Raw genomic sequence first — 24,420 nt, 5'->3', positions numbered from 1 at the left:
CATCTACGACGAGGCGAACCTGATGCTCGGCCGGACGGTCCCGGCGGGCAGCAAGATCAAGCTGCAGAAGGACGCGGCCAACACCACCACCTACGGCCCGCCGCGACGCGGGGCCGCGCGCCGACGAGGTCCTCGCACGCGTCGGCATCGCCGAGCACGCCGACCGGTGCGCGCGGGAGGCCCCGCCCGGCGTCGCGCTGCTGGCCGACCTGGCGCGGGCCCTGACCGCCGAACCGGCGGTGCTGCTGCTGGACGAGCCGTGGGACGGCCTGCCGGTGCGGTACGCGCGCGCCCTGGAGGTGCTGCTGCGCGACCTGGCCGCCGAAGGTCTTGCGGTGCTGGTGGCCGGTCGGGAGCTGGAGCCGGTGCTGGGCGTCTGCGACGTCGTGCACGTCCTGGACGGCGGCCGGGTGATCTCGGCGGGCGCGCCCGCCGAGGTCCGCGCCGACCCGCGGGTGCGGGACGCCTACCGCGCCGGGCGGCCGGTCACCATGTGTCGATCCACGGCCGGGGACGGTCCTCCGCGGGCGGCGCTCCGGCGAGCACCGCGGTGATCCAGCGGCGGGTGTCGGCGGGGTCGATGACGTCGTCCAGCTCGAACACCGTGGCCGCGTGCAGCGCCTTGCCGTACTCGTAGGCGGCGGCGACCATCTGCTCGAACAGGGCCTTCGGGTCCTCGGCGGCCTCCAGCTCCTTGCGGAACCCGAGCCGGACGGCGCCCTCCAGCCCCATGCCGCCGATCTCGCCGGTCGGCCAGGCGACGGTCGCGAGCGGCGCCTTGAACCCGCCGCCCGCCATGGCCTGCGCGCCCAGCCCGTAGCCCTTGCGGAGCACGACCGTGACGACCGGGACGCGGAGGTTGGCGCCGATGACGAACAGCCGGCCGAAGTGCCGGACGGTCGCGGTGCGCTCGGCGTCCGGGCCGACCATGAAGCCGGGGGTGTCGCACAGCGACACCACGGGCAGGCCGTGCGCGTCGCACAGCTGCAGGAACCGGGCGGCCTTGTCGGCGGCGTCGCGGTCGATGGCGCCGCCGAGGTGGGCGGGGTTGCTGGCGATGAGGCCCATCGGGCGGCCCTCGACCCGCACCAGAGCGGTGATGATCCCGACGCCGAAGGCGCGGCGCAGCTCCAGCACCGACCCGGTGTCGGCGAGGTGCTCGACGGCGCGGCGGACGTCGTAGGCGCGCATCCGGTTCTCGGGGACGAGGTGCCGCAGCACGCGCTGGTCGCCGCACTCCCACTCCGCGCGCGGCCCCTGGAAGTACGACAGGTAGCGGCGGGCGGCGGCGACCGCCTCGGCCTCGTCCTCCACGACGATGTCGACGACGCCGTTGGGCTCCTGGTCGGTGATCGGGCCGATCTCCTCGGGCGCGAAAACGCCGAGGCCGCCGCCCTCGATCATCGCGGGGCCGCCCATGCCGATGTTGGCGTCGCGGGTGGCGATGATGGCGTCGCAGCAGCCGAGCAGGGCCGCGTTCCCGGCGAAGCAGCGGCCGGAGGCGATCCCCACGGACGGGACGACGCCGCTGAGCCGCCCCATCGCGTGGAAGGTCGTCACGTCCAGGCCGGACACGGTGGAGGTGTCGGTGTCGCCGGGCCGTCCCCCGCCGCCCTCGGCGAACAGCACCAGCGGGAGGCGGCGGCGGTGGGCGATGTCGAGCATCCGGTCGGTCTTGCGGTGGTTCTGGTAGCCCTGCGTCCCGGCCAGGACCGTGTAGTCGTAGGACATGACGACGGCCTGGGCGCCGTCCACGTCGCCGATGCCGCACACCATGCCGTCGGCCGGGGTGCGCTCGATGAGCTCGTCCAGGGAGCGGCGCTGCCGCTGCGCGGCGATCGCGAGGGCGCCGTACTCGACGAACGTGCCGGGGTCGCAGAGGTCGGCGATGTTCTCGCGGGCGGTGCGGTGGCCGCGCGCGTGCCGCTTGGCGACGGCCTCGGGCCGCGCGGCGTCGAGGCCGATCTCGTGCCGGCGCAGCGTCTCGGCGAGGTCGGCGCGGATCGCGTCGTGGTCGGCCCCGTCCTGCTCGGCGGCGTGGTCGCCGCCGGCGTCGGCGGGTTCGGTGAACAGCAGCGGCGCGCCCTCGGCGACGGTGTCCCCGGGGGCGGCGGCCAGCATCCGGACCACGCCCGCCTCGCCCGCGCGGACGACGTGCTCCATCTTCATCGCCTCGATGATCACGACCGGCGCCCCGGCCCGCACGAGGTCGCCCTCGGCCGCCTCGACGCTCACGACCGTGCCCTGCATGGGCGCGGCGACGGCGACCGTTCCCGGCGGCGCGTCCGGCACGGCGGCGGCCTCCGGCTCGGCGGCGTGCGCGGCGGTCTCGGGGTAGTAGCGGCGGTGCTCGCTCTCCAGCAGCTCGGCCAGGTGGCCGCCGATGAAGGACGTGTCCGCCCGGCCGGCGGTGAACTCGGGGTGCCGCAGGACGCCCTGGAGCAGCGGGATGCTCGTGGCCACGCCCGCGACCTCGAACTCGCCGAGCGCCCCGTGCGCCCGCGCGGCCGCGGACGGCAGGTCCTCCGCGCGGGCGATCACCTTGGCGAGCAGCGGGTCGTAGCGCAGGCTGGTCCGGTACCCGGCGTAGCCGCAGGTGTCGACGCGGACACCGGGCCCGGACGGCGGCGCGAAAGCGGTGAGCGTCCCGGCGCGGGGGTGCGGCACGCCGTCCGCGCCGATCGTCTCGGTGTTGACCCGCACCTGGACGGCGCAGCCGGACGCCGCCGGCGGCGCTGCCAGGCCCACGCCCGCGAGGTCCTCCCCCAGCGCGAGCCGGATCTGGGCCTTCACCAGGTCGACACCGGTGATCTCCTCGGTGACGGTGTGCTCGACCTGCAGCCTCGGGTTGGCCTCCAGGAACCAGAACTCCGCGCCCGCGACGAGGAACTCGAACGTGCCGAGGCCCTCGTAGCGGACGCGGGCGGCCATCCGCACCGCCGCGTCCAGCAGCGCGTCCCGCGTCGCGGCGGGCAGCGCGGGCGCGGGCGCGACCTCGATCAGCTTCTGGTGGCGCCGCTGGACGCTGCAGTCGCGCTCCCACAGGTGGGTGACGGCGCCCGTCCCGTCCCCGGCGACCTGGACCTCGATGTGGCGGGCGCGCGGCACGTACTTCTCCGCGTACAGGTCGCCGGAGCCGAACGAGGCGAGCGCCTCCGACCGGCACCGCTCGTACGCGGCGGCCATCTCGTCCGGGTCCTCGACGACGCGCATGCCGCGCCCGCCGCCGCCCGCGAGCGCCTTCAGCATCACCGGCCCGTGCTCGCGCGCGAACGCCTCGGCGCCCGCGAGGTCCACGGCGCCGCCGGTGCCCGGCGCCACGGGCACGCCCGCCGCGCGGGCCAGGTCCCGCGCCCGCGCCTTGTCGCCGAACAGCTCCAGCAGTTCGGGCCGCGGGCCGACGAACGCGAGCCCGGCGGCGGCGCAGCCCGCGGCGAAGGCGGCGTTCTCGCTGAGGAAGCCGTAGCCGGGGTGGACGGCGGCGGCCCCGGCGTCCTTGGCGGCGGCGATGAGCGCGTCCGCGTCGAGGTAGCCGGCGACGCCCTCGCCGGGCAGTTCCCGCACCTCGTCGGCGCGCCGGGTGTGCGCCGAGGCCGCGTCGTCGCGGGTGCGGACGGCGACGGTCCGCAGGCCCAGCTCGGCCGCGGCCCGCACGACCCGCAGCGCGATCTCTCCCCGGTTGGCCACAAGGATCCCGCCCACCCGGCCTCCTCACCATCGCCTGAGCCGATCGGCCCTCACTCTAGAGAGCGGCCCGCGAGGCGGTGCGCCCGGAGGTCCCGGCGCCCTTGGAGGTCCTGGTGCCCGTGGAGGTCCCGGTGCGCGCGGATGATCTCGGCGTAGCGGTGCCCGCTGTCCTTGACGGCGCGCCGCTGGGTGGCGAAGTCGACGTGGACGAGCCCGAACCGCTGCGCGTACCCGTAGGCCCACTCGAAGTTGTCCAGCAGCGACCAGGCGAAGTAGCCGTCCAGCGGGACGCCGGCGCGGATCGCGGACGCGCACGCCGCCAGGTGCGCCTCCAGGTAGGCGGTCCGCTCGGTGTCGTGGACGGCGCCGTCCGGCGTCACCGTGTCGGTGTACGCGGAGCCGTTCTCGGTGACCATGACGCTGCGCGGCGCGTACTCGCGGGTGACGCGCAGCAGGATCTTCTCCAGCCGGTCGGGGTGGATCTCCCAGTCCATGCCGGTGCGGGGCGTCCCGGCCGGGGTGATCTGCCGGGTGTGCGGGACGGGCCCGTCCGGGTCGGCGACGTTCACCGACCGGCGGTAGTAGTTGACGCCGAGCCAGTCCAGCGGCGCGGCGATCGCCGCGAGGTCGCCGGCGCGCACCGGCGGCTCCACCCCGTACACCTCGATCATGTCGGCGGGCAGGCCGCGGCCGTGCACCGGGTCGAGCCACCACCGGTTGTGGTGGCCGTCCTCGCGCCGCGCCGCCGCGACGTCCTCCTCCCGGTCGCTGCCGGGCTCGCAGTCGGTGAGCAGGTTGACGATGCCGACGCGGGCGCCGGGCGCGGCGGCGCGGACGGCCTGCACGCCGAGGCCGTGGGCGAGCAGCAGGTGGTACGAGGCGGGCACGGCCGCGCGGACGTCGGCGACGCCGGGCGCCATCACGCCCTGCAGGTGCCCGAGCCACGCGGCGCAGATCGGCTCGTTCAGCGTCGCCCACGACGCGACGCGGTCGCCGAGCGCCGCCGCGACGACGGCCGCGTACTCGGCGAACCGCTCGGCGGTGTCGCGGGACGGCCAGCCGCCGCGGTCCTGGAGCGCCTGCGGCAGGTCCCAGTGGTAGAGGGTGGCGTGCGGCTCGATGCCCGCCTCCAGCAGGGCGTCCACGAGCCGGTCGTAGAACGCGAGCCCGGCCGGGTTGACCGGGCCGCCGCCGGCGGGCAGCACCCGCGGCCACGCCACCGAGAACCGGTAGGCGCCGAGGCCGAGCGCCTTCATCAGCGCGACGTCCTCGGCCCAGCGGTGGTAGTGGTCGCAGGCGGTGTCGCCGGTCTCGCCGCGGGCGACCGCGCCCGGGACGCGGCAGAACGCGTCCCAGATGGAGGGGGCGCGGCCGTCCTCGGCGACGGCTCCCTCGACCTGGTAGGCGGACGTCGCCGCCCCCCAGGCGAAGCCGGGTCCGAACGCGGTCAGGTCGTCGATGGGCACGGGTCTCCCTCGGATGTCGTCGAGACGGGTCATTTGACGGAGCTCATTTCACGGAGCTCATTTGACGGAGCCGGCGGTCAGGCCGGCCACCAGGAAGCGCTGGAGCAGCAGGAACCCGGCGACGACGGGGACGCTCACCACGAGGGAGGCGGCCATCACCTGGTTCCAGTAGACCTCGTGCTGGGTGGAGTAGCCCTGCAGCCCGACGGCCAGCGTCCGGGTCTGGTCGTTGGTCATGACGGAGGCGAACAGCACCTCGCCCCACGCGGTCATGAAGGCGTAGACGGTCACCGCGACGATGCCCGGCAGCGCCGCCGGGACGATCACCCGCAGCAGCGCGCCCAGCGGCCCGCAGCCGTCCACCCGGGCCGCCTCGTCCAGTTCGTGCGGGATCGAGGCGAAGTAGCCGGCCAGCATCCAGATCGAGAACGGCAGCGAGAACGTCAGGTAGGTCAGGATCAGCGCGCCCCGGCTGCCGTACAGCGCGACGCCGGTCGCGTTGCCGGCGTTCACGAAGATCAGGAACAGCGGCAGCAGGAACAGGATGCCGGGGAACATCTGCGTGGACAGCACCGTCACGGTGAACACCCGGCGCCCCGCGAACCGGTACCGGCTCACCGCGTACGCCGCGCCGACCGCGATCACGACCGACGCGACCGTGGCGCCGCCCGCGACGATCACGCTGTTGACGAAGTAGCGGGCCAGCGGGACGGTCGACCACATGTCGACGTAGGGGCGGACCGTCGGCTCCGACGGGATCCAGCGGAACGCTCCCTGGACGTCCTGCAGCGGTTTCAGCGACGAGCTGACCATCGCGTAGACGGGCACGAGGGTGAACACAGCCAGCAGCGTCAGCACGATGCGGCGCGTCCACACGAACGACGCCGGCGGGTCGGCCGGCCCCCTGCGGGACGGGCGCGGTTCAGCCATGCGCGGGCCTCCGTCTCGACGTGGCGAGCAGGTACGCCGCCGTGACCACCAGCAGGAACAGCAGGAGCAGCACCGACATCGCCGAGCCGGTGCCGAAGTTCCAGGTGACGAACGACGCGTGGTAGATGTGCACCGAGATCAGATCGCCGGCGTCGGGCGCCGCCCTGCCGAACAGGACGAACGGCGTGTTGAAGTCGTTGAACGTCCACAGGAACAGCACCAGCACGAGGACCTGGTTGACGGGCCGCAGCGCCGGCAGCGTGATGTGCCTGATCTGCCGCCACACGCCCGCGCCGTCCAGCGCGGACGCCTCGTACAGGTCGCGGGGGATGTTCTGCAGCCCGGCCATGAGCACCAGGAACGCGAACGGCCACGACCGCCACACGATGACGGTGACCAGCGCCCAGAAGCTGTTGTCGCCGATCAGCCAGAACGGCCGGTCCCCGCCGGTCAGGTGGAGCTGGTCGGCGAGGACGTGGTTGACCAGGCCGGTGTCGCGCTGGAACATGAACGCCCACGTCATCACCGCGGTGTAGACGGGCAGCGCGTACGGGACGAGGAAGACCGCGCGCAGCGGCCCGCGGCCGCGGAACCGGTCCTGCATCAGGATCGCGGCGGCGGTGCCGAGCAGCCAGGACAGCCCGACCGCCAGCACCGTGACGGCGACCGTGACGAGGAAGGAGCGCAGCAGGCCCGCCCCGATGGCGCCGTCCACGTCGACCGCGACCCGGTAGTTGCCGAGGCCCGCGCCGGGGGCCCTGGACCATTCGCGGACGTAGAAGAGCGTCAGCTCCCGGAAGCTCATCCAGATCCCGACGGCGATCGGCACCAGGTGCACGATCAGCTCGGCGGCGACCGCGGGGGCGAGCAGCAGGTAGGGCAGCGCCCTGGGCGGGAGCCGCTGCCGCCGCCGGCCCGGCCGGGCCGCGCCGGGCCCGGGCCGGGGCCGCTCGGCGCCGCCCGTCCGGGCGGCCGAGGCGTTCGCGGTGGCCATCCGCCTACTTGCCCATCTGTTCCTGGGCGGCGGCGAGCGCGTCGCGCACCCGCTCCTCCGTGACGGGCTTGCCGGCGGCGGCGTCGGCGAACAGGTCCTTCATCGCGGTGCCGACGGCCGTCTCGAACTGGCTCTCCTCGGGGACCTGCGGCAGCGGCGCGGCGCCGGTGGCGAGGATCTGCTTGAAGACCTTCAGGTCGGGGGTGTCGAACGCCGGGTCGTTCTGGGCGGCGGTGACGGCGGGGAGGGACCCGTACGCCTTGTTGAGGACCTTCTGCTCGGCGTCGCCGGTCATGAACTTCACGAACTTCAGCGCGCCGTCCCTGTTGCCGGTGTTCTTGAAGACCGCGATGTTGATGCCGGCGACCATCGAGGTGACGTCCCTGCCGCCGGGCGGTGCCGGGGACGGGGCGGGCAGCGGGACGACGCCCCAGTCGCCGGGCTTCATGCCGAGGTTGGTGAGGCCGCTGGTGGTGGCCTGCCACATGAGCATCGCGGCCTTGCCGGTGGCGAAGTCGTTGATCGACTGGTTGGCGGAGTACTCCGCGTTGCCGGGCGCGGCGACCTTGTCCGCGGCGATGAGGTCGATGTAGGACTTGACCGCCTTCACCGCCTGCGGGGTGGCGAACTGCGGCTTGCCGTCGGGGGTGAAGAAGTCGGCCCCGTACATCTGGCCGATGTTGAACGCGGCGTGGACGTTCTCGGGGATGCTGGCGCCCTCGACGGCGATGCCGTGCTTCCCGCCCTTGGTGAGCTTGCGGCCGGCGTCGACCATCTCCTGCCAGGTCTTCGGCGGCTGGAGGTTCGCATCCGCGAACATCTTCTTGTTGTAGTAGAGGCCGTAGGCGAGCGAGTAGAGCGGCACGGCGGCCGGGGGCCTGCCCTTGGCGCCGGTGGAGGCGAGCGCGGCGGGCACGAACCGGCCGGCGCCGCCGACCTCGGCCATCGCCGCGCCGTCGAACGGCAGCAGCCCGCCGGTGGCCTGGAGCGAGGCCGACCAGGTGTTGCCGATGTTGAGGACGTCCGGCCCCTGGCCGGAGGTGGTGGCGGCGAGGATGCGGTTGAGCAGGTCGCTCCAGGGGACGACCTCCAGCTTGACCTTGATGCCGGTCTGCCGCTCGAACTTCGCGAGCTCGGGGGCCAGCACCTTCTGGTCGGCGGCGATGTCGGCGCCCTGGTTGCTGGCCCAGTAGGTCAGCGTCTTCGGGTCGCCGTTCCCGCCGCCGGACGCGGTGCCGCCGCCGCAGGCCGCCGCGGCGGCGAGCACCAGTCCTGCCGTGAGGACGGCCCCTGCACGTCCTGCGAACGCTGCCCGTCCTGCGAATCTGGCCCGTCCTGGGAATGCGGCCCGTCCTGCGAGTGGGGTTTGGCGCATCGGCTCGGCCTTCCGGTCCGGAGTGAGGGGGATCACTCGGAGAGTTAGATCACACCTTATTTCACGACGTGATCTAAGCAGTGACATAATTACCGGGTCAAGACCTGGGAACCGGGGGGACGCGGCCGCGCGGCGGCCGCGGGAGAAGGGGGCCCGATGCCGGAACGGCGCCGGAGGACCGTGCGCGACCTGCGCCGCACCAACCGGTCGGTGCTGCTGCGGCGGCTGTACTTCGACGGCCCGCTCAGCCGCCAGGACCTGGCCCGCGAGACCGGGCTCAGCCCCGCCTCGGTCAGCAACGTCGTCACCGAGCTGATCGAGGCCGGGCTCGTCGTGGAGGCGGGCAGCGTGGAGTCCGACGGGGGCCGCCCGCGGGTGCTGCTGAAGACGGCGGCCGGTTACGGCCACCTCGTCGGGGTGGACGTCGGCGAGACGCGGGTGATGGTCGAGCTGTTCGACCTGGAGCTGACCCAGCTCGCCAAGGCCGACCTGCCGCTCGGCGACGGCGGCCACGACGAGCGCGCCGTCGTGCGGCACATCCTGGACGGGCTGCCCGCCGTCATCGAGGGCGCGTCGGTCGACCCGGCGTCCATCATCGGCGTCGGCGTGGGCGTGCCCGGCGTGATCGAGCACGGCCCGGAGGCCGTCGTGCACTGCCAGACGATCGGGTGGGAGGCCGTGCCGCTGGAGCGGATGCTGCGCGCCGGCACCGACCTGCCGCTGTTCATCGACAACGGCGCCACCTCCCTCGGCCAGGCCGAGATGTGGTTCGGCGCGGGCCGCGGCCACCGCAACGCCGTCGTCGCCCTGATCGGCTCCGGCGTCGGCGCCGCCGTGATGATCGACGGCTCGCCGTACCGGGGCGCGGCCGGCAGCGCGGGCGAGTGGGGGCACACGACGCTGCGGGTCGGCGGCGCGCGGTGCCGGTGCGGGTCGCGCGGCTGCCTGGAGTCCTATGTCGGCGCGACCGCGCTGCTGGAGCGCTACCGGGCCGCGGGCGGCGCCGCCGGGACCGACGAGGAGGCGGCCCTCGCCGCGCTGCTCGCCGACCCGTCGCAGGCCGCCGCCGGGCTGCGCGCGGAGGTCGCCGAGTACCTGGGCGCCGGCATCGCCGACCTGGTCAACCTGTTCAGCCCCGAGAAGATCATCATCGGCGGCTGGGCGGGGCTGCTGATCGGCGGCCGGATGCTGGACCGGATCGTCGAGGCCACCGCCGCGTACGCGCTGCGGCAGCCGTTCGCGCAGACCGCGGTGGAGCTGTGCCACCTCGGCCCCGAGGCGGTCGCGGTCGGCGCGGCGACCCTCCCCCTCGCCCACCTCCTGGACCGCGGGGGCGCCCCGGCGGACGCCTGAATGGCCGGGCCGCCGGGCGGCGCGCGATAATGGTGGCCCGACCAGCACCCGGAGGAACGACGACACCATGGGCACCGCCGGACGCCCCGTGCGCGAGTCCCTGCTCGACGCCGCCGCCGAGCTGCTGGTCGAGCGCGGCTACCGGGCCGTCCGCATGCGGGACGTCGCCGCGGCCGCCGGGGTGAGCCGGCAGACCGTCTACAACGAGTTCGGCGACAAGTGGGGGCTGGCCCAGGCGGTCGTGGTCCGCGACAACGAGCGCTACCTCGACGGCGTCGACGCGGCGCTGTCCGAGCACGACGACGTGTACTCCGCCGTGGTCGCCGCCGTGATGTACACGCTGGAGACCTCGGCGGACGACCAGCTGAAGAAGGCGGTGCTGACCGGGGCGGGCGGCGACGAGATGCTGCCGCTGCTCACCACGCAGGCCGAGCCGGTGCTGTTCGCCGCCAGCGCCCGCATCGCCGACCACGCGCTGCGGCACTGGCCGCATCTGGACCGCGACGCGCTCACCGAGGTCGCCGACGCGGCGGTGCGGCTGACGATGAGCCACATCATGCTGCCGTCCGGCCCGCCGGAGGAGTTCGCGCACTTCGTGGCCCGGCTGGTGGCCCGCTACCTGTCCGTCCCCGCGAAAACCGGTGGCCCGGACGCCTGACCCCGCGCTACCGTCGGTCTCTCCTCGCGGCTGCTGAACCCGAGGACGAGCGGCCCCGCCCGCTCCCCCGCCGTCGCGCCCTCCGCGCGGACGGCTCCTTCCCGCGCGCCGTCGCGCGCTCCCAGCAGCCCTGAAGGATTGACCGTGTCCGCACGTCAAGACCCCCGTCTCGCCCGCACCGGCGAGCACTGGCTCACCCTCCCCAACCCGCGCGGCGTCCCCGTCGAGATCTGCGCCGGGGCCGGCGTCCCGCTCGAACCCGCCGCCGTCACCGAGGCGCTGGCCCTGCTGGAGACCGCCGGCACGCTCGAGCGGCTCGCCGAGGCCACCCCCGGCTACACCGGGCCGGAGCCGCGCGTCACCCGCGCCGCGCTCACCCCCGACTTCCACAAGGGCGCCGGGATACCGATCGGGACCGTCCTGGAGACCGAGCACGCGCTGCTGCCGCAGGCGGTCGGCAGCGACGTCAACTGCGGCATGCGGCTGGAGGTCACCGCGCTGCGCGCCGGCCGCGTCCGGGCCCGGCTGGACGCGCTGGAGCGGCGGCTGCGGCACCTGTTCTTCGAGGGCGGCCGCCGGATCGCGCTCACTCCCGTCCAGCGCGAGGCGCTGCTGCGCGACGGCCTGCCCGGCCTGCTGCTCACGGGCGCCGCCCCGTGGCGGGGCTTCCGGCCCGAGGACACCGACGACGCCCTGGACCGCGCGCACGCGTGCGCGCACCCGGCGGCGACGGCCGCCGCGTTCGCCGACTGGATCGGCAGCGCGGGCGGCGCGAGCCACGACAGCGTCATCGGCGGGATCGGCGGCGGCAACCACTTCGCCGAACTGCAGTACGTGGCCGAGGTGCACGACCCCGCCGCCGCGCACGCCTGGGGCCTGACCCCCGGCACGGTCGTCACGATGGTGCACAGCGGCTCGCTGTCGCTCGGCCACCAGGCCAACGCCACCGCCCTGGACGCGCTGCGCGCCGGGTGGCCGGCCGGGCTGCCCCGGCCCCGCAACGGCGTCCTGCCCTTCCTGCTGGACGAGCGGTCCGAGCCCGCCCGCCGCCGGTACCTGGACGCGTTCGGCAACGCCGCCAACTTCGCGGCCGGCAACCGGTACTTCCTGTCGCTGGCGATGCGCGCGGGCCTGGCGGCCGAGTGCGGGGACCCGGACGCCCGGCCGCTGTACGACGCGCCCCACAACCTGTTCTGGCGGGACGGCGACCGGTTCGTGCACCGCAAGGGCGCCACCCCGGCGGGCGGCCACGCCGAGATGGCCGGCGGACCCTATGCGATGTGGGGCGAACCGGTCATCGTGCCGGGGTCGATGGGAGCGTCCAGCTTCGTCCTGCGCGGGCACGGGAACCCGCGCACGCTGGCCAGCGCGTGCCACGGCGCCGGGCGCCGCGTCCCGCGCGGCGCGTCGGCGCGGGGCGGCGACGCCGAGCTCGACGCGTTCCTGCGCGAGTTCCGGGTCGTGACGCCGCTGGACCACCGCGACCCGGTGACGGCGCGCAGGCGCGACGTGATGGCGGCGTGGCGGCGCGACCTGAAGCAGGAGGCGCCGTGGGCCTACAAGGACATCGGCCCGGTCGTGTCGAGCCTGGCGGGCGGCGGCGTCGCGGCGCCGGTCGCGGAGCTGCGGCCGCTGCTGACCGTCAAGGGCTGAGGGAGGGGGCGTCAGGGGACGTCGGTCTGGACGTGGACGGCCTTCACCTTCGTCATCTCGTCCAGCAGCTCGGGGCCGTAGCCGAAGCCGCGGCCGCTGCCGAGGCGCGGTTCGGCGGCGCCGCCCGGGGCGCCGCCGAACACGGCGTTGACCTTCACCGTGCCGACGTTCAGGGTGCGCCAGGCGGCCTGCGCGTGCGCCATGTCCCGGGTGAGGACGGTCGCGGCGAGGCCGTGCCGGGAGCGGCGCGCCGCGTCGAGGGCATGGTCGAAGGAGGCCACGGTGCGGACCGGCGCGACCGGCCCGAACACCTCCTCGGCCATGATCGCCATGTGGTCGGCGCAGCCGGCGAGGACCGTGGCCGGGTAGAACGCGCCGGGGCCGTCCGGGATCCGCGCGCCGGTCAGGGCGCGCGCGCCGTCCGCGATCGCCTTCTCGACCCGCTGGTGGACGTGGGTGCGGTGCCGCTCGTCGACGAGCGGCCCGAGCTCGGTGGTCACGTCGGCGCCGGGCCCCATCCGCAGGCCGCGGGCCCGCTCGGCGAGGGCCTCCAGGAAGGGGTCCGCCACGGCCTCGTGGACGTAGACCCGCTCGACGGACGTGCAGATCTGCCCGGCGTTGGCGAAGCAGCCGAGGGCGGCCTGGCCGGCGGCCCACTCGGGGTCGACGTCGCGGTCCACGATCAGCGGGTCGCAGCCGCCGTTCTCCAGCAGGGTGCGGGCGCCGGTGCGCAGGGCCAGTTCGGCGACGCGGCGGCCGGCGGCGGTGGAGCCGACGTGCGCGACGACGTCGGTGTCCGGGTGGCCGGCGAGGGCCTCGCCCGTCTCCCCGTCGCCGGTCACCATGTTGAGGACGCCGTCGGGCAGGCACGCGTCGAGCAGCTCGGCGAGCATCGCGCCGGTGTGCGGGGTCCGCTCGGAGGGCTTGTGGACGACGGTGTTGCCGGTGGCCAGCGCGGCGCCGATCAGGCCGCAGGCGATGGCGACCGGGTCGTTCCACGGGGTGATCACGGCGGCGACGCCGCGCGGCTCGCGGACCAGGAAGTCGGCGGCCCGCCAGCCGCCCTGGAGGCTGCGGCCGCCATGCAGGGGGCCGAGCTCGGCGTACTGGCGCAGCGTCCCGATGCCGGCCTCGACGCCGCCGAGCGCGTCGCCGGACGGCTTGCCCATCTCGGCGGTCACGAGCGCGGCCAGCTCGTCCATCCGCTCCTCGACCGCCCGCGCGGCGGCGTGCAGGGCCGCGCCCCGGTCGGCGGCCGGGGTGGCGGCCCAGCCGGGCGCGGCGTCGCAGGCCGCCGCGACGGCCGCGGCCACGTCCGCCGGCGTGGACACGGCCACCACGCCGAGCGGCTCGCCGGTCGCCGGGTCGGCCATCGTGAACGCGTCCTGCCCGGTGCCCTGGCTCCACCGTCCGCCGGCCAGCATCCACCTGTCGCGCGGCCGCATGGGCGCCCCCTCCCGAGTCGGTGTCCGTCGGTTCGCCTACCCGGTGCGGCGCGCTTCAATGACCGCACCCCCGCGTCAGTGACCACTTACTTAAATCGGCTACCGTGGTGCGGACGCGAATTGAGGGAGGCGCGGTGGACTTCGACCTGCCGGAGAGCGCGGCCGCGGTGCGCGAGGGCGTGCTGGCGATCGCCGGGAAGTACGACCAGGACTACTGGGGCCGCTGCGACGCGGACAAGCGCTGGCCGGAGGAGGTCTGGCGGGAGCTGGTGGCGGGCGGCTGGCACGCGCTGGCGATCCCCGAGGAGTACGGCGGCGGGGGCCAGGGGCTGCTGGAGCTGGCCGTCGCCCTGGAGGCGCTGGCCGAGGGCGGCGCGGGCGGCGCCGCGTCCTTCATGTACCTGCTGACGCCCGCGTTCGGCGGGCTGACGATCAACCGGCACGGGACCGAGGCGCAGAAGCGCGAGCTCCTGCCGAAGATCGCCGCCGGGGAGATCGAGACCTGCTTCGCCATCACCGAGCCGGACGCGGGCAGCAACGCGATCAACATCACCACCCAGGCCCGTCGCGACGGCGACCACTTCGTGGTGAGCGGCCAGAAGATCTGGATCTCCGGCGTCGAGCGCGCCGACTTCCTCGTCCTGGTCACCCGGACGATCCCGGCCGCCGAGGCCCGGCCGCGCACCTCCGGGTTCACCGTCCTGCTGGTGGACGTCAAGCAGGCCGTAGCCGACGGCACGCTCACCTACCAGCCGATCCCCAAGCTCGGCACCAACACCGTCGCGTCCAGCATGGTGTTCCTGGACGAGGTCCGCGTCCCGGCCGAGCGCGTCCTCGGCGAGCCCGACCAGGGGTTCCTCGTGCTGTGGGACATCCTCAACCCCGAGCGCATCCTCGCCGCGGCGGGCGGCGTCGGGTCCGGGGGGCTGGTGCTGAGGCTCGCCTGCGAGTACGCGACCGACCGGGCCCCGTTCGGCAAGCCGATCGGCACCAACCAGGCCATCGCGTTCCCGCTCGCCAAGGCCAAGGCGCAGCTGGAGCTGGCGCGGCTGATGACCTACAAGGCCGCCTGGCTGTGGGACCGCGGCCGGCCCTGCGGCTCGGAGGCCAACATCGCCAAGCTGACCGCGGCGGACGCGGCCTGGCAGGCGGCCGACCGCGCCTTCCAGACCTACGGCGGGATGGCGTACTCGATGGAGTACCCGATCGCCCGGATGTTCCGCGACGCCCGCATCGCCAAGAACATCCCGGTCGCGGAGGAGCTCGTCCTCGCCCACATCGCGCAGCACGAGCTGGGCCTGCCCAAGTCGTACTAGGCCGCGGCCGCACCGGCCCGCGCCTACCCGCCTGACTCGGGGAGCCGGACGGACGCGCCAGGATCGTGCGCGGCGCGCAACTCGCGCTTGGGCACCTTGCCGGAGTGGTTGCGCGGGATCGCCGCGACCAGCTCGTACCAGCGGGGGCGCTTGAACGCGCCGAGCCGGGCCCGGCAGTGCGCGTCCAGCTCCGCGGGCGTGGTGCCGCCGCGCACCACGACCACGGCCTTGACCGCCTCGCCCCAGCGCCGGTCCGGGACGCCGATCACCGCGGCGTCCCGGACGCCGGGGTGCTCGGCGAGGACGCGCTCGACCTCCGCGCAGTACACGTTCTCGCCGCCGCTCTTGACCATGTCCTTGGCGCGGTCGATGAAGTGCAGGCGGCCGTCGGCGTCGAGCCGCATGAGGTCGCCCGTGCGCAGCCAGCCGTCCGGCGGGACGCCCGGGTGCCCGGCGTATCCGGCCATCAGGCTCGCGCCGCGCAGCAGCAGCTCCCCCACCTCGCCGGGGCCGTCCGCGCCGTCCAGGGCGAGGTCGAACGCGGGCAGCGGGCGGCCGACCGTGCCGGGGGCGGCCAGCTCGTCCTCCAGCGTGGACACCGCCACGAAGTTCCCGGCCTCGGTCGAGCCGTACACGCCGCGGTAGCCGATGCCGAGGCCGCGCAGCCGCTCCAGCGTCGCGGGACGCTCGGTCGCGGCCATGCCGAAGACCAGGCGGAGCGTCCCCGGCGCGGCGGCGGGATGGCGCAGCGCCCGTCCAGTGCCGGTGGGGAAGACCGCGACGGTCACGCCGTACTCGGCGATGAGCGGCCACAGCGCCTCCGGGGACGCGCCGGACGGCAGCACGACCGTGCCGCCGGCGGCGAGTTGGCCGAGCACGGCGCCGTACCCGGCGACGTGGAACAGCGGCAGCGCGCCGAGCAGCCGGTCGGCGCCGGTCAGGCCGAACGCCTGCACCGCGTTCGCCGCGGCGGCGACCCAGCCCCGGCTGGTCAGCAGGCAGCCCTTCGGGTGCCCGGTGGTGCCCGAGGTGTAGAGCTGGACGACCGGCGCGTCCGGGCCGGGGCGGGGCAGGTCGGGCGGCGGCGCCTCGTCCAGGGCCCGGTCGAGGGCCGGGCCGATCGCCCAGTGGTCGAGGTCGAGGAGGCCGGACGCGCCGGCCAGGGTCTCCAGCGCCGGGTGGACGACCGCGTGCCGCGCCCCGGCGTCCTCGACCTGGTACCGGATCTCGGCGGGGCTCAGCCGCACGTTCAGCGGGACCACCGCGGCGCCGATCAGTGACGCGCCGAACGCGGCCTCGACCGCCTCCGGCGCGTTGACGGTCAGCAGCGCGACGCGGCCGCCGGGCCCCACTCCCCCGCCGACCAGCAGCCCGGCCCAGCACCGCGCGCACCGGTGCAGCTCGCGGTAGGTGCGGCGCCGGCCGTCCCAGGCGAACGCCGTACGGTCCGGCCAGAGCGCGGCGCCGCGGTGCGCGAGGTCCCCGAGCAGCATGCGCCCGATCATCCCGAATCGGATTCGGCACGGTCAAGGTGTTGCCCGGGTCACAGCGGCCGGGCCAGCATGAGGGTCCGCCCACCGTGAGGAGAGCCCATGCCCCGGTCCTACGCCAGTGCCGTGTTCGCCAGCAGCGCCGACGAGGTGTGGTCCTACCTGCGGGACTTCGGCAACCTCGCCGACTGGATGCCCGGCGTGCAGACCGGCGTGATCGAGGACGGCGGCCCCGGCGACCGCGTCGGTTGCGTCCGCCGGCTGATCGGCCCCGGCGAGACGGTGTTCCGCGAGCGGCTCACCGCGCTGGACGACGCCGGCCGCGGCTACCGGTACGAGATCCTGGAGTGCCCGCTGCCGGTGCGGGACTGCCGCGCCGAGCTGCGCGTCGCCCCGGTCACCGCCACCGGCCACGCGTTCGTCGAGTGGCGGGCCGAGTTCTCCGCGGACGCCGCCGACGAGGAGGCGATGACCAAGACGCTCGCGCAGGGCATCTACGCGACCGGGCTCGGCGCCCTCGCCAAGCGCTTCGGCTGACCCCCCGGCCGCCCCGGGGCCGGGCCCCGCCTCAGCCGAACCGGGGCGGGCGCTTCTCGCGGATCGCCGCGACGCCCTCCCGCACGTCCGGGCCGGTGAACCCGAAGAACTCCATCGCCAGCGACGCGTCGAACGTCGGGCCCGCGAGCCGCAGCCAGTTGTTCAGCGCGTGCTTGGTCAGCGACAGCGCCTCGGCGGGCCCGGCGGCGAGCCGCCCGGCGATCTCCAGCGCGCGGTCGTGCACCTCGGCGTCGTCCACGCACAGCGACACCAGGCCGATCCGCTCGGCCTCCTCGCCGGTCAGGACGTCGTTGAGCAGCAGGTAGTACTTGGCCTTCGCCAACCCGCACAGCAACGGCCACACGATCGCGGCGTGGTCGCCCGCCGCCACGCCCAGCCGCACATGCCCGTCGATGATCTTCGCGGTGCGGCCGGCGACCGAGATGTCGGCGAGCAGCGCCACCGCGAGCCCCGCGCCCACCGCCGGGCCCTGCACGGCGCTGACCACCGGCTTGGAGCAGTTCAGCACGTTCATCACGATGTCGCGGGCCTCGCGCATGATCCGGCGGCGCGCGGCGTGGTCGGCCATCATCTCCTCGATCATGGCGATGTCGCCGCCGGCGGAGAACGCCGTCCCCTCGCCGCGCACCACGATCGCGCGCACCGCGTCGTCGGCGTCGGCGTCCCGCCAGATCTCCGCCAGCTCGCGGTGCCCCACGGTGTCGACCGCGTTGAGCTTGCCCGGCGTGCTGATCGTGACGCGCAGCACCCCGTCCGCCGCCCAGTCGATCCTCAGCCGCTCGTACCCGTCGTACATGGCGCGCCGCCCTCCCGCTCGCGATCACCGAATGCCGCGCGCAATCGTCGCACAGCGAACGCCATCGCCTCGGCACCGGCGTCGAAGATCTCCGGCAGCAGGAAGAACGAGTGCACGACGCCGTCGTAGCGGCGCAGCTCGACCGGCACCCCGGCCGCCGCGAGCCGGCGGGCGTACGCCTCCGCCTCGTCGCGCAGGATGTCGCACTCGGCGGTGATGACGGTGGCGGGCGCCGCGCCGGACAGGTCCGGGGCGCGCAGCGGCGCCAGCCGGAAGTCGGACGGGTCGGCGCCGCCCCGGTACAGGTCCATGAACCGGGCGAGGCTGCCCGCGTCCAGCCCGTACCCGGACCCGTACTCCCGCCAGCTCGGGGTGTCCATCGCGGTGTCGGTCACCGGGTAGACCAGCAGCTGGTGGGCGAGCGGCAGCCCGCGGTCGCGGGCCAGCAGCGCGACGGCCGCCGCGATGTTGCCGCCGGCGCTGTCGCCGGCCACCGCCACGGCGCCGGGCGCGATGCCGTGGCTGCTTAGCGGGGCCTCTTCGCGGCCCGCCTCCCCCGCTGCCGCGGCGACGACGGCCCACGCGTCGTCCACGGCCGCGGGGAACGGGTGCTCGGGCGCCAGCCGGTACCCGACGCTCAGGACGGCGCATCCGGCGGCGTGCGCGAGGTCGCGGCACGCGGCGTCCACGTTGTCGACGCCGCCGAGCACCCAGCCGCCGCCGTGCAGGTAGACGACCGCGGGCAGCGGCCCGCGCGCGAGCGGCACCGGGCGGTACAGCCGCACCGGCACCGGGCCGCCCGGGCCGGGCACCGCGACGTCGCGCACGTACGGCAGTTCCCGCCGCACGACCGGGTACGCCGCGCCGATCCGCTCCCGCATCTCCGCGATCGTCGGCTCGGCTCCGTCCCCGGGTCCGGCGGGCGGGGCCGTCCAGGAGGCGAGCTGCTCCAGGAAGCTCGCGGTCTGCGGATGAACGGGCATGCGGCGGCCTCCCCGGGGTATGCGGCGGTTTCCACCGGTCGCCTTCCCCGGGAACCGGGACGCCAATCCCGGCTCAGCGGCCTGCGGCCTCCGCGACCAGGGCCTCAAAGAGGCGCTTGTCCTCGCCCTCCTCGGGATGCCACTGCACGGCGAGGCCGAAGCGGTGGCCCTGCAGCTCGATGGCCTCCACCACCTGGTCCTCCGCCCACGCCACGGCCGACAGGCCCTTGCCGAGCCGGCCGACCGCCTGGTGGTGGTAGGCCGGGACGTCCGCCGCGTCGCCGAGGATCTTGCCGATCTGGCTGGTCGGGCTGATCCGCACCGGGTGCGAGCCGACCAGGCCGGCCTGCGGCGCGTGCCCGCGGTGGCCGACGGCCTCCGGCAGGTGCTGGATGAGCGCGCCGCCCCGCGCGACGTTCAGCACCTGCATGCCCCGGCAGATCGCCAGGAACGGCAGGTCCGCGGAGACGGCCGCGCGGACGAGCGCCAGCTCGAACCGGTCGCGCTGCGGCTGCGGCGGCCCCGTCTCGTGGTGCCGGGCGGCGCCGTAGAGCTCGGGGTCGACGTCGCCGCCGCCGGCGAGCACGATCCCGTCCAGCCGGCCGACGAGCAGGTCGACCCCGCGCAGGGTGGCGGCCGGGGGCAGCAGCACCGGGACGCCGCCGGCCCGCTCGACCGAGCGCACGTACGGCGCCGGCAGCAGCGCGGCCTCGCGCACCCAGGTCCCCCAGCGGGCCGGCTCCTGGTAGGTGGTGATCCCGATGACCGGCGGGCCGCCGGCACCGGTGGCGGGGCGCGGAGCCCCGCGGACGGCCTCTGACATGCGTTTCCCCCTCAGCTGAGCACTGGCCACCGGGCGGCGCGAACGGGTGCTCGCTGCACCCGCCCCCCTCGCGCCGTCCCGCCCCCGGCCTTTTCTCCCGGCCAGCTTGCCGCAGGCGGCGGCTCTTCGCAGTCCGAAGCGGTCAGATCGCCGCGACGCGGCCGAACTTCCACCGGGGAGTGCTTTCCTCCTCCACCGCCGGACCGGCCGCCGCGGCCCGGCCACGCCATCCGCCGATACCGGTCAGTATCCGTGTTCGATCGCGGGCCCCAGCGGTCACCACCGCCGCACGGGCGCTCACCCTGCGCAGCGGCGGGCGCCCCGACGCGACCGCCCGGTTGAGTACGCACCGCGTTCGGCGAGAGAATCTCACCCAGCCGGGCACCCGGACCCGCCGCGACCGCCGGTGCCAGGCCCGAAGGCCAGGGAGAGAGCCCGGACATGCCACCGGAACCCCGTACCGCCGACGACTGCTTCGCCCGTCTCGAAGCCGACCCGGCGGGCGCGACGAGCTACTTCTACGGCCGCCTCTTCGCGGCCGAGCCCCACCTGCGCGCCCTGTTCCCGCCCGCGATGGGCCGCCAGCACGACCGGTTCTTCCAGGCGCTCGCCCGGATCGTGCGGAGCCCGGACGACCCCGCCGGCCTCGCCGCCCACCTGTGCCGCCTCGGCCGCGGCCACCGCAAGTACGGAGTCCGGCCCGAGCACTACGAAGCCGTCGGCGCCGCGCTCACCGCCACGCTGCGCGTCTTCGCCGCCGACTGCTGGACGCCCGCCGCCGAGGCCGCCTGGACCGCCGCCTACACGCGCGCGGCCGAGGCCATGATCGGCGCCGCCGAGCGGGACGCCGCGCAGTCCCCGCCGTGGTGGGCCGCCGAGGTCACCGCCCACGACCGCCGCGCCCCCGACCTCGCGGTTCTCACGCTGCGCCCCGAGCGGCCGCTCCCCTTCGCCGCCGGGCAGCATGTCAGCGTGCAGACCGCCCGCTGGCCCCGGATGTGGCGGCCCTACTCGATCGCGAACGCGCCCCGGCCGGACGGCACGCTGCGCCTGCACGTCCGGGCCCGCCCCGGCGGCTGGGTGAGCGGCGCGCTGGTCCGGGCCACCGCGCCCGGCGACACCGTGCTGCTCGGCCCGGCCGAGGGCGAGATGACCCTCGACCCCGACCCCGGCCGCGACCTGCTGCTGATCGGCGGCGGCACCGGGCTCGCCCCCATGAAGGCGCTGGCCGAGCAGGCCGCCGGATCCGGCCGCGACGTCCGGCTGCTGGTCGCCGCGCGCACCGCCGACCACCTCTACGACCTGCCCGACCTGCGCCGGCTGGAGGCGGCGTCCGCGCGGCTGCGGGTCGTCCCGGTCCTGTCCCGGTCGGCGGGCCCCGGCGCGCTGACCGGCCACGTGCAGGACGTCCTGCCCGGCCTGCTGGACTGCGTCCGCGACCACACCGCCTACGTCGCCGGGCCCGCCCCGCTCGTCCGGGCCGCGGCCGCGGCGCTGCGGCGGCTCGGCGTGCCGGCGCCCCGCGTCCACCACGACCTGCCGGCGTGCGGCGGCGGGGCGGTCACCAGCCCGCCCGCTCCCGCAGGTACTCCGTCGTCGGCGCGTCCGCCGGATAGAACGACTCGATCGCCAGTTCCGCGACCGTGATGTCGATCGGCGTGCCGAACGTCGCGATCGTGCTGAAGAAGGACAGCTCCCGGCCGTCGAACCGCATCCGCAGCGGGACGAAGACGTCGTGCCCGGCGGGCGGCGCGATCGCCTCCCCGACGTCCCCGGGGAAGCTCCGCAGCTCCCGGCAGAGCTGGGTCAGCGAGGCGTCCGCGGTGAGCGCGACGTGCCGCCGCACCCGGTCGATCATGTGGGCCCGCCACTCGGCCAGGTTCAGGATGTTCTTCGCCATCCCGTCCGGGTGCATGCTCAGCCGCAGCACGTTCAGCGGCGGCTCCAGCAGCTCCGGCGGCGCGCCCTCCATGAAGAGCGCGGCGGCGCCGTTGGCGTCGATGAGGTTCCAGAACCGGTCGACGACCACCGCCGGGTACGGCTCGTGCCCGGCCAGCACCTGCTTCAGCGCCGCCCGGACCGCGTCCATCCTCGGCTCCTCGATCGGCGTCTCGTCGAACACCGGCGCGTAGCCGGCCGCCACCAGCAGCAGGTTGCGGTCGCGCAGCGGCACGTCCAGGTGCTCGGCGAGCCGCAGCACCATCTCGCGGCTCGGCGCGGAGCGCCCGGTCTCCACGAAGCTGAGGTGGCGGGTCGACACGTCCGCCTCCGACGCCAGCTCCAGCTGGCTGAGCCGGCGCCGCTGCCGCCAGGCGCGCAGCTGGTCGCCGATGGGTCGCATGTCACTCAACGCCGTCGTCACGCTCCGGACGCTACCGGCCTCCCGGTCACGCCCGCGATTACGTCACGGGTAATGGACGCCGCGACGGCCCGGCGACCAGGGTGGACGCGAACACGCTCACCGAGGAGGCTCCATGACCCCTGACCAGCTCACCGACGCCATGCCGTTCGCCCGCGCGCTCGGCGTGCGCATCGACACCGCCGGGCCCGAAGAGGTCACCGGCCGGCTGGACTGGGCCCCGGAGCGCTGCACCGCCGGCGGCGTCATGCACGGCGGCGCCCTCATGGCGCTCGCCGACACCCTCGGCGCCGCCTGTGCGTTCCTCAACCTGCCGCCGGACACGTTCACGACGACGCTGGAGTCGAAGACGAACTTCTTCCGCGGGGTCAAGGAAGGCTGCGTCAAGGGCGTCGCGCACCCGCTGCACACCGGGCGGACGTCGATCGTCGTCCAGACCGACCTCTACGACGACGGCGGCCGCCGTGTCGCTCAGGTAACCCAGACCCAGGCCGTCCTGTGCTCCTGACAGCCCGACCCGCCCGGCGCCTTTACGTTGTAGATTTTTTATTGAGGTACTCGCCGAAGAAGGCGAAGATCCGCTCCCACCCGTCGGCGGCGTTCTCCCGCCCCCTGCCGAGCCCGAAGACGATCTTCGCGACCGGGCCGAGCGGGGCCGGCGGGGCGAACCCGGTGAGGAAGGAGTGCCCGGTGCCCGGGTACTCCTTCACGTCGTGCGGGACGCCTGCGCTCGCCAGGGCCCGCTCCAGCTTCCCCGCCGCCCCGCGCAGCGTCGGGTCGGCGCCGCCGTAGCTGCCGACGACCGGGCACGCGCCGCGCAGCGACTCCGCCGGCCGGCGGGGCAGGATGCCGTAGTTCGCGGCGGCGGCCTTGAAGTCGTACTTCGCCGCCGCCACCAGCGCGAACCCGCCGCCCATGCAGAACCCGCACACGCCGACGTCGCCGGTGCAGTCGCCGCGCCCGGCGAGCCACGCGCGCGACGCCTCGATGGCGTCGTAGGTCGGCCCGCGCTGCGCGCGCATGTCGCGCATCGCCTTGCTGACGCACCGCACCCACGGCGCCCCGTTGTAGAGGTCCGGCAGGACGGCGAGGTACCCCTGCGCGGCGAACCGGTCGGCCTGGGCGCGCATGTCCGCGTTGGCGCCCATCGCCTCGAAGACGATGACGACGCCCGGCCAGGGCCCCTCCCCCGCGGGGACGGCGAGGTACCCCGGCACCTCCCGCGCGCCCGCGGGAATCATGATGTCAGACATACCGTCCAATAATGCCGCAGCCCCCGCCGCGCGCCTAGGCCCCGCCGCGGCGCCCCAGGGCGGAGGTCAGACCTTCCGCCACTCGGGGATCCACGAGCCGTCCTCGACGACGTAGTCGCCGAACAGGTCCGGGGCCTCCCTGCGCATCACCTCGCCGATCTTGCCGAACAGCAGCCGGATCTCCTCCTCGGCGCCCGGCGCGGTGCGGTTCTCCAGGGTGTGCCGCAGGGTGCGGACGTTGGCCGTCCAGACCAGGCCGGTGCCGACGCCCTCGGGGGCGAAGCGGCGCATGAACGAGGTCTTGTGCTTCTTCTCCTTGAACGGCACGCCCTCGTCGTCGAGGCCGAAGTGCTCGGCCATCCAGCCCTGGAACTCCTCCATCTGCTCCAGCATCGCCGTGGCGCGCTTCATCAGCTCGGGGTCCTCGCGGGCCCACTCGGGGAACCAGAACGGGATGTCCTGGAGCCGGACGAACCGGAGCGACTCCTGCGAGATCGCCACGCCGGGGCGGTGCCGGACGAGCTCGTGGGTCAGCACGCGGCTCACGTTGTGCAGGACGAAGCTGAAGCTGACGTGCTCCAGCACCGAGCCGTGCAGGCTCCGCAGGATGTTCTGCAGGTACTGGCCCGAGTCGGTGCGGATCTTGGTCACGTTGGGGTTGAGGCCCGGCTCCCAGGAGCGGTAGCAGAGCCGGCCCGCGAACTCGGCGAGGTTCTGCGGGTCGTTCAGCTCCGCGTCGAGGTCGCCGCGGTCGAGCCGCTCCAGCCAGCTCTCCCCGCCCACGTCCCGCAGGTACCGGGCGACCTCGTCGTAGTCCAGTTCGGGCTTCGCGACGAGGAACACCTCGGGCTCGACGCTCTTCACTCTCGTATCCCCCCACCGGTCGTTTGCATCGCCTCTTAGGAAACCACCCCGCCGGTGCCGCCGCGACCTGGGACGGGCCCCGCCGCGACGGTGTGGACCGATACGGTTCGGTTCGGAGGGTTCGATGATGGTTCAGGGGGATCCCGGCGCTCTGCTGGAGCGCGCGCGCAAGTTCGAGCGGCAGGGGCGGTCCGCCGAGGCCGCGGCCGCGTTCGCGGAGGCCGCCGGGGCGATGGAGGCGCGCGGCGACTGGCCGGACGCGGCGGCGGTGCGGGCCCGGTACGCGCGGGCGCTCGCCGCGGCGGGCGACGTGGCGAAGGCGCAGCGGGTCGTCGACACGCTGGACCGGGGCGCCGCGTCGCTGCCGGCGGAGGTGCGGGCGGGGCTGGACGCGCAGGCCGCGCACGTCCTCGCGGC

22 protein-coding genes are annotated in these 24,420 nt (G+C 75.1%); 9 read left to right on the top strand and 13 right to left on the bottom strand.

Annotated elements, in window-relative coordinates:
* The first annotated feature begins 239 nt into the window (after positions 1–239).
* On the top strand, positions 240–554 hold the full coding sequence (locus AB0K34_RS37840; protein ID WP_364553578.1) for a hypothetical protein: 315 nt from the start codon (positions 240–242) through the stop codon (positions 552–554).
* On the opposite strand, the gene AB0K34_RS37835 is transcribed toward AB0K34_RS37840, so the two are convergent.
* The 5 genes from AB0K34_RS37835 to AB0K34_RS37815 are packed head-to-tail and all read right to left on the bottom strand — an operon-like array spanning position 487 to position 8,344.
* Positions 487–3,702: a carboxyl transferase domain-containing protein gene (locus AB0K34_RS37835; RefSeq protein WP_138633969.1), complete on the bottom strand. Its 3,216-nt coding sequence runs from the start codon at positions 3,700–3,702 to the stop codon at positions 487–489. The genes AB0K34_RS37840 and AB0K34_RS37835 overlap by 68 nt on opposite strands.
* Before the next feature lie 35 nt (positions 3,703–3,737).
* Positions 3,738–5,153 (bottom strand): GH1 family beta-glucosidase, encoded by a 1,416-nt coding sequence (locus tag AB0K34_RS37830; protein WP_364553576.1) that lies wholly within the window; start codon positions 5,151–5,153, stop codon positions 3,738–3,740.
* A gap of 57 nt (positions 5,154–5,210) precedes the next feature.
* Complete coding sequence (locus AB0K34_RS37825) at positions 5,211–6,083, bottom strand: carbohydrate ABC transporter permease (protein ID WP_138633963.1); 873 nt, start codon at positions 6,081–6,083, stop codon at positions 5,211–5,213.
* Positions 6,076–7,077, bottom strand: a complete 1,002-nt coding sequence (locus tag AB0K34_RS37820) for a sugar ABC transporter permease (protein ID WP_364553574.1) — start codon at positions 7,075–7,077, stop codon at positions 6,076–6,078. The genes AB0K34_RS37825 and AB0K34_RS37820 overlap by 8 nt, the downstream gene beginning before the upstream one ends.
* Positions 7,078–7,081: 4 nt before the next feature.
* Positions 7,082–8,344 carry a sugar ABC transporter substrate-binding protein gene (locus tag AB0K34_RS37815; protein WP_364553573.1) on the bottom strand — a complete coding sequence of 421 codons (1,263 nt, stop codon included), beginning with the start codon at positions 8,342–8,344 and terminating at the stop codon, positions 7,082–7,084.
* 264 nt (positions 8,345–8,608) lie between these two features.
* Here AB0K34_RS37815 and AB0K34_RS37810 point away from each other — a divergent pair, with 264 nt between their 5' ends.
* The 3 genes from AB0K34_RS37810 (at position 8,609) to AB0K34_RS37800 (ending at position 12,116) form a co-directional block, all read left to right on the top strand.
* Complete coding sequence (locus AB0K34_RS37810) at positions 8,609–9,805, top strand: ROK family transcriptional regulator (RefSeq protein WP_364553572.1); 1,197 nt, start codon at positions 8,609–8,611, stop codon at positions 9,803–9,805.
* A gap of 67 nt (positions 9,806–9,872) precedes the next feature.
* Complete coding sequence (locus AB0K34_RS37805) at positions 9,873–10,463, top strand: TetR family transcriptional regulator (protein ID WP_138633951.1); 591 nt, start codon at positions 9,873–9,875, stop codon at positions 10,461–10,463.
* Positions 10,464–10,607: 144 nt separating this feature from the next.
* A complete protein-coding gene (locus AB0K34_RS37800; RefSeq protein ID WP_364553571.1) occupies positions 10,608–12,116 on the top strand; it encodes an RtcB family protein in 1,509 nt (502 codons plus the stop codon).
* Positions 12,117–12,127: 11 nt separating this feature from the next.
* Here AB0K34_RS37800 and AB0K34_RS37795 read toward each other — a convergent pair whose 3' ends face one another.
* The gene (locus AB0K34_RS37795) at positions 12,128–13,561 is read right to left on the bottom strand and encodes an aldehyde dehydrogenase family protein (protein WP_364553570.1); all 1,434 of its coding nucleotides are present in this window, start codon (positions 13,559–13,561) and stop codon (positions 12,128–12,130) included.
* Between the two features lie 134 nt (positions 13,562–13,695).
* Between AB0K34_RS37795 and AB0K34_RS37790 the strand changes: the two genes are divergently transcribed.
* Entirely contained in the window at positions 13,696–14,877 is a 1,182-nt protein-coding gene (locus tag AB0K34_RS37790) for an acyl-CoA dehydrogenase family protein (RefSeq protein WP_364553569.1), read from the top strand.
* 23 nt (positions 14,878–14,900) lie between these two features.
* On the opposite strand, the gene AB0K34_RS37785 is transcribed toward AB0K34_RS37790, so the two are convergent.
* Positions 14,901–16,370 (bottom strand): AMP-binding protein, encoded by a 1,470-nt coding sequence (locus AB0K34_RS37785; RefSeq protein WP_364553567.1) that lies wholly within the window; start codon positions 16,368–16,370, stop codon positions 14,901–14,903.
* A 99-nt stretch (positions 16,371–16,469) separates the two neighbouring features.
* Between AB0K34_RS37785 and AB0K34_RS37780 the strand changes: the two genes are divergently transcribed.
* On the top strand, positions 16,470–16,904 hold the full coding sequence (locus AB0K34_RS37780; protein ID WP_138633938.1) for an SRPBCC family protein: 435 nt from the start codon (positions 16,470–16,472) through the stop codon (positions 16,902–16,904).
* 31 nt (positions 16,905–16,935) lie between these two features.
* On the opposite strand, the gene AB0K34_RS37775 is transcribed toward AB0K34_RS37780, so the two are convergent.
* The 3 genes from AB0K34_RS37775 to AB0K34_RS37765 form a co-directional block, all read right to left on the bottom strand.
* Positions 16,936–17,721, bottom strand: coding sequence for an enoyl-CoA hydratase/isomerase family protein (locus tag AB0K34_RS37775; RefSeq protein ID WP_364553565.1), 786 nt, complete (start codon positions 17,719–17,721; stop codon positions 16,936–16,938).
* Positions 17,697–18,704: an alpha/beta hydrolase gene (locus AB0K34_RS37770; RefSeq protein ID WP_364553563.1), complete on the bottom strand. Its 1,008-nt coding sequence runs from the start codon at positions 18,702–18,704 to the stop codon at positions 17,697–17,699. The genes AB0K34_RS37775 and AB0K34_RS37770 overlap by 25 nt, the downstream gene beginning before the upstream one ends.
* Before the next feature lie 73 nt (positions 18,705–18,777).
* On the bottom strand, positions 18,778–19,527 hold the full coding sequence (locus AB0K34_RS37765; protein ID WP_138633929.1) for a gamma-glutamyl-gamma-aminobutyrate hydrolase family protein: 750 nt from the start codon (positions 19,525–19,527) through the stop codon (positions 18,778–18,780).
* Between the two features lie 441 nt (positions 19,528–19,968).
* Between AB0K34_RS37765 and AB0K34_RS37760 the strand changes: the two genes are divergently transcribed.
* The gene (locus AB0K34_RS37760; protein ID WP_138641018.1) at positions 19,969–21,174 is read left to right on the top strand and encodes a globin domain-containing protein; all 1,206 of its coding nucleotides are present in this window, start codon (positions 19,969–19,971) and stop codon (positions 21,172–21,174) included.
* Here AB0K34_RS37760 and AB0K34_RS37755 read toward each other — a convergent pair.
* On the bottom strand, positions 21,089–21,868 hold the full coding sequence (locus tag AB0K34_RS37755) for a helix-turn-helix transcriptional regulator (protein ID WP_138641019.1): 780 nt from the start codon (positions 21,866–21,868) through the stop codon (positions 21,089–21,091). The genes AB0K34_RS37760 and AB0K34_RS37755 overlap by 86 nt on opposite strands.
* 133 nt (positions 21,869–22,001) lie before the next feature.
* On the opposite strand from AB0K34_RS37755, the gene AB0K34_RS37750 reads away from it, so the two are divergent.
* Complete coding sequence (locus AB0K34_RS37750; protein ID WP_138641017.1) at positions 22,002–22,394, top strand: PaaI family thioesterase; 393 nt, start codon at positions 22,002–22,004, stop codon at positions 22,392–22,394.
* A gap of 22 nt (positions 22,395–22,416) precedes the next feature.
* On the opposite strand, the gene AB0K34_RS37745 is transcribed toward AB0K34_RS37750, so the two are convergent.
* Complete coding sequence (locus AB0K34_RS37745) at positions 22,417–23,139, bottom strand: dienelactone hydrolase family protein (protein WP_138641016.1); 723 nt, start codon at positions 23,137–23,139, stop codon at positions 22,417–22,419.
* 66 nt (positions 23,140–23,205) lie between these two features.
* Positions 23,206–24,003 carry an FAD-dependent thymidylate synthase gene (gene thyX / locus AB0K34_RS37740; protein ID WP_138641015.1) on the bottom strand — a complete coding sequence of 266 codons (798 nt, stop codon included), beginning with the start codon at positions 24,001–24,003 and terminating at the stop codon, positions 23,206–23,208.
* 124 nt (positions 24,004–24,127) lie between these two features.
* Between thyX and AB0K34_RS37735 the strand changes: the two genes are divergently transcribed.
* Positions 24,128–24,420, top strand: a 293-nt coding sequence (locus AB0K34_RS37735; RefSeq protein WP_364553562.1) for a hypothetical protein, incomplete at its 3' end; no start/stop codon positions are given.

Source organism: Actinomadura sp. NPDC049382 (assembly GCF_040677125.1).
In the GTDB taxonomy this organism is placed as follows: domain Bacteria; phylum Actinomycetota; class Actinomycetes; order Streptosporangiales; family Streptosporangiaceae; genus Spirillospora; species Spirillospora geliboluensis.
The sequence above is the reverse complement of the archived record's forward strand: the minus strand, read 5'-3'. Positions and strand labels throughout refer to the sequence as shown.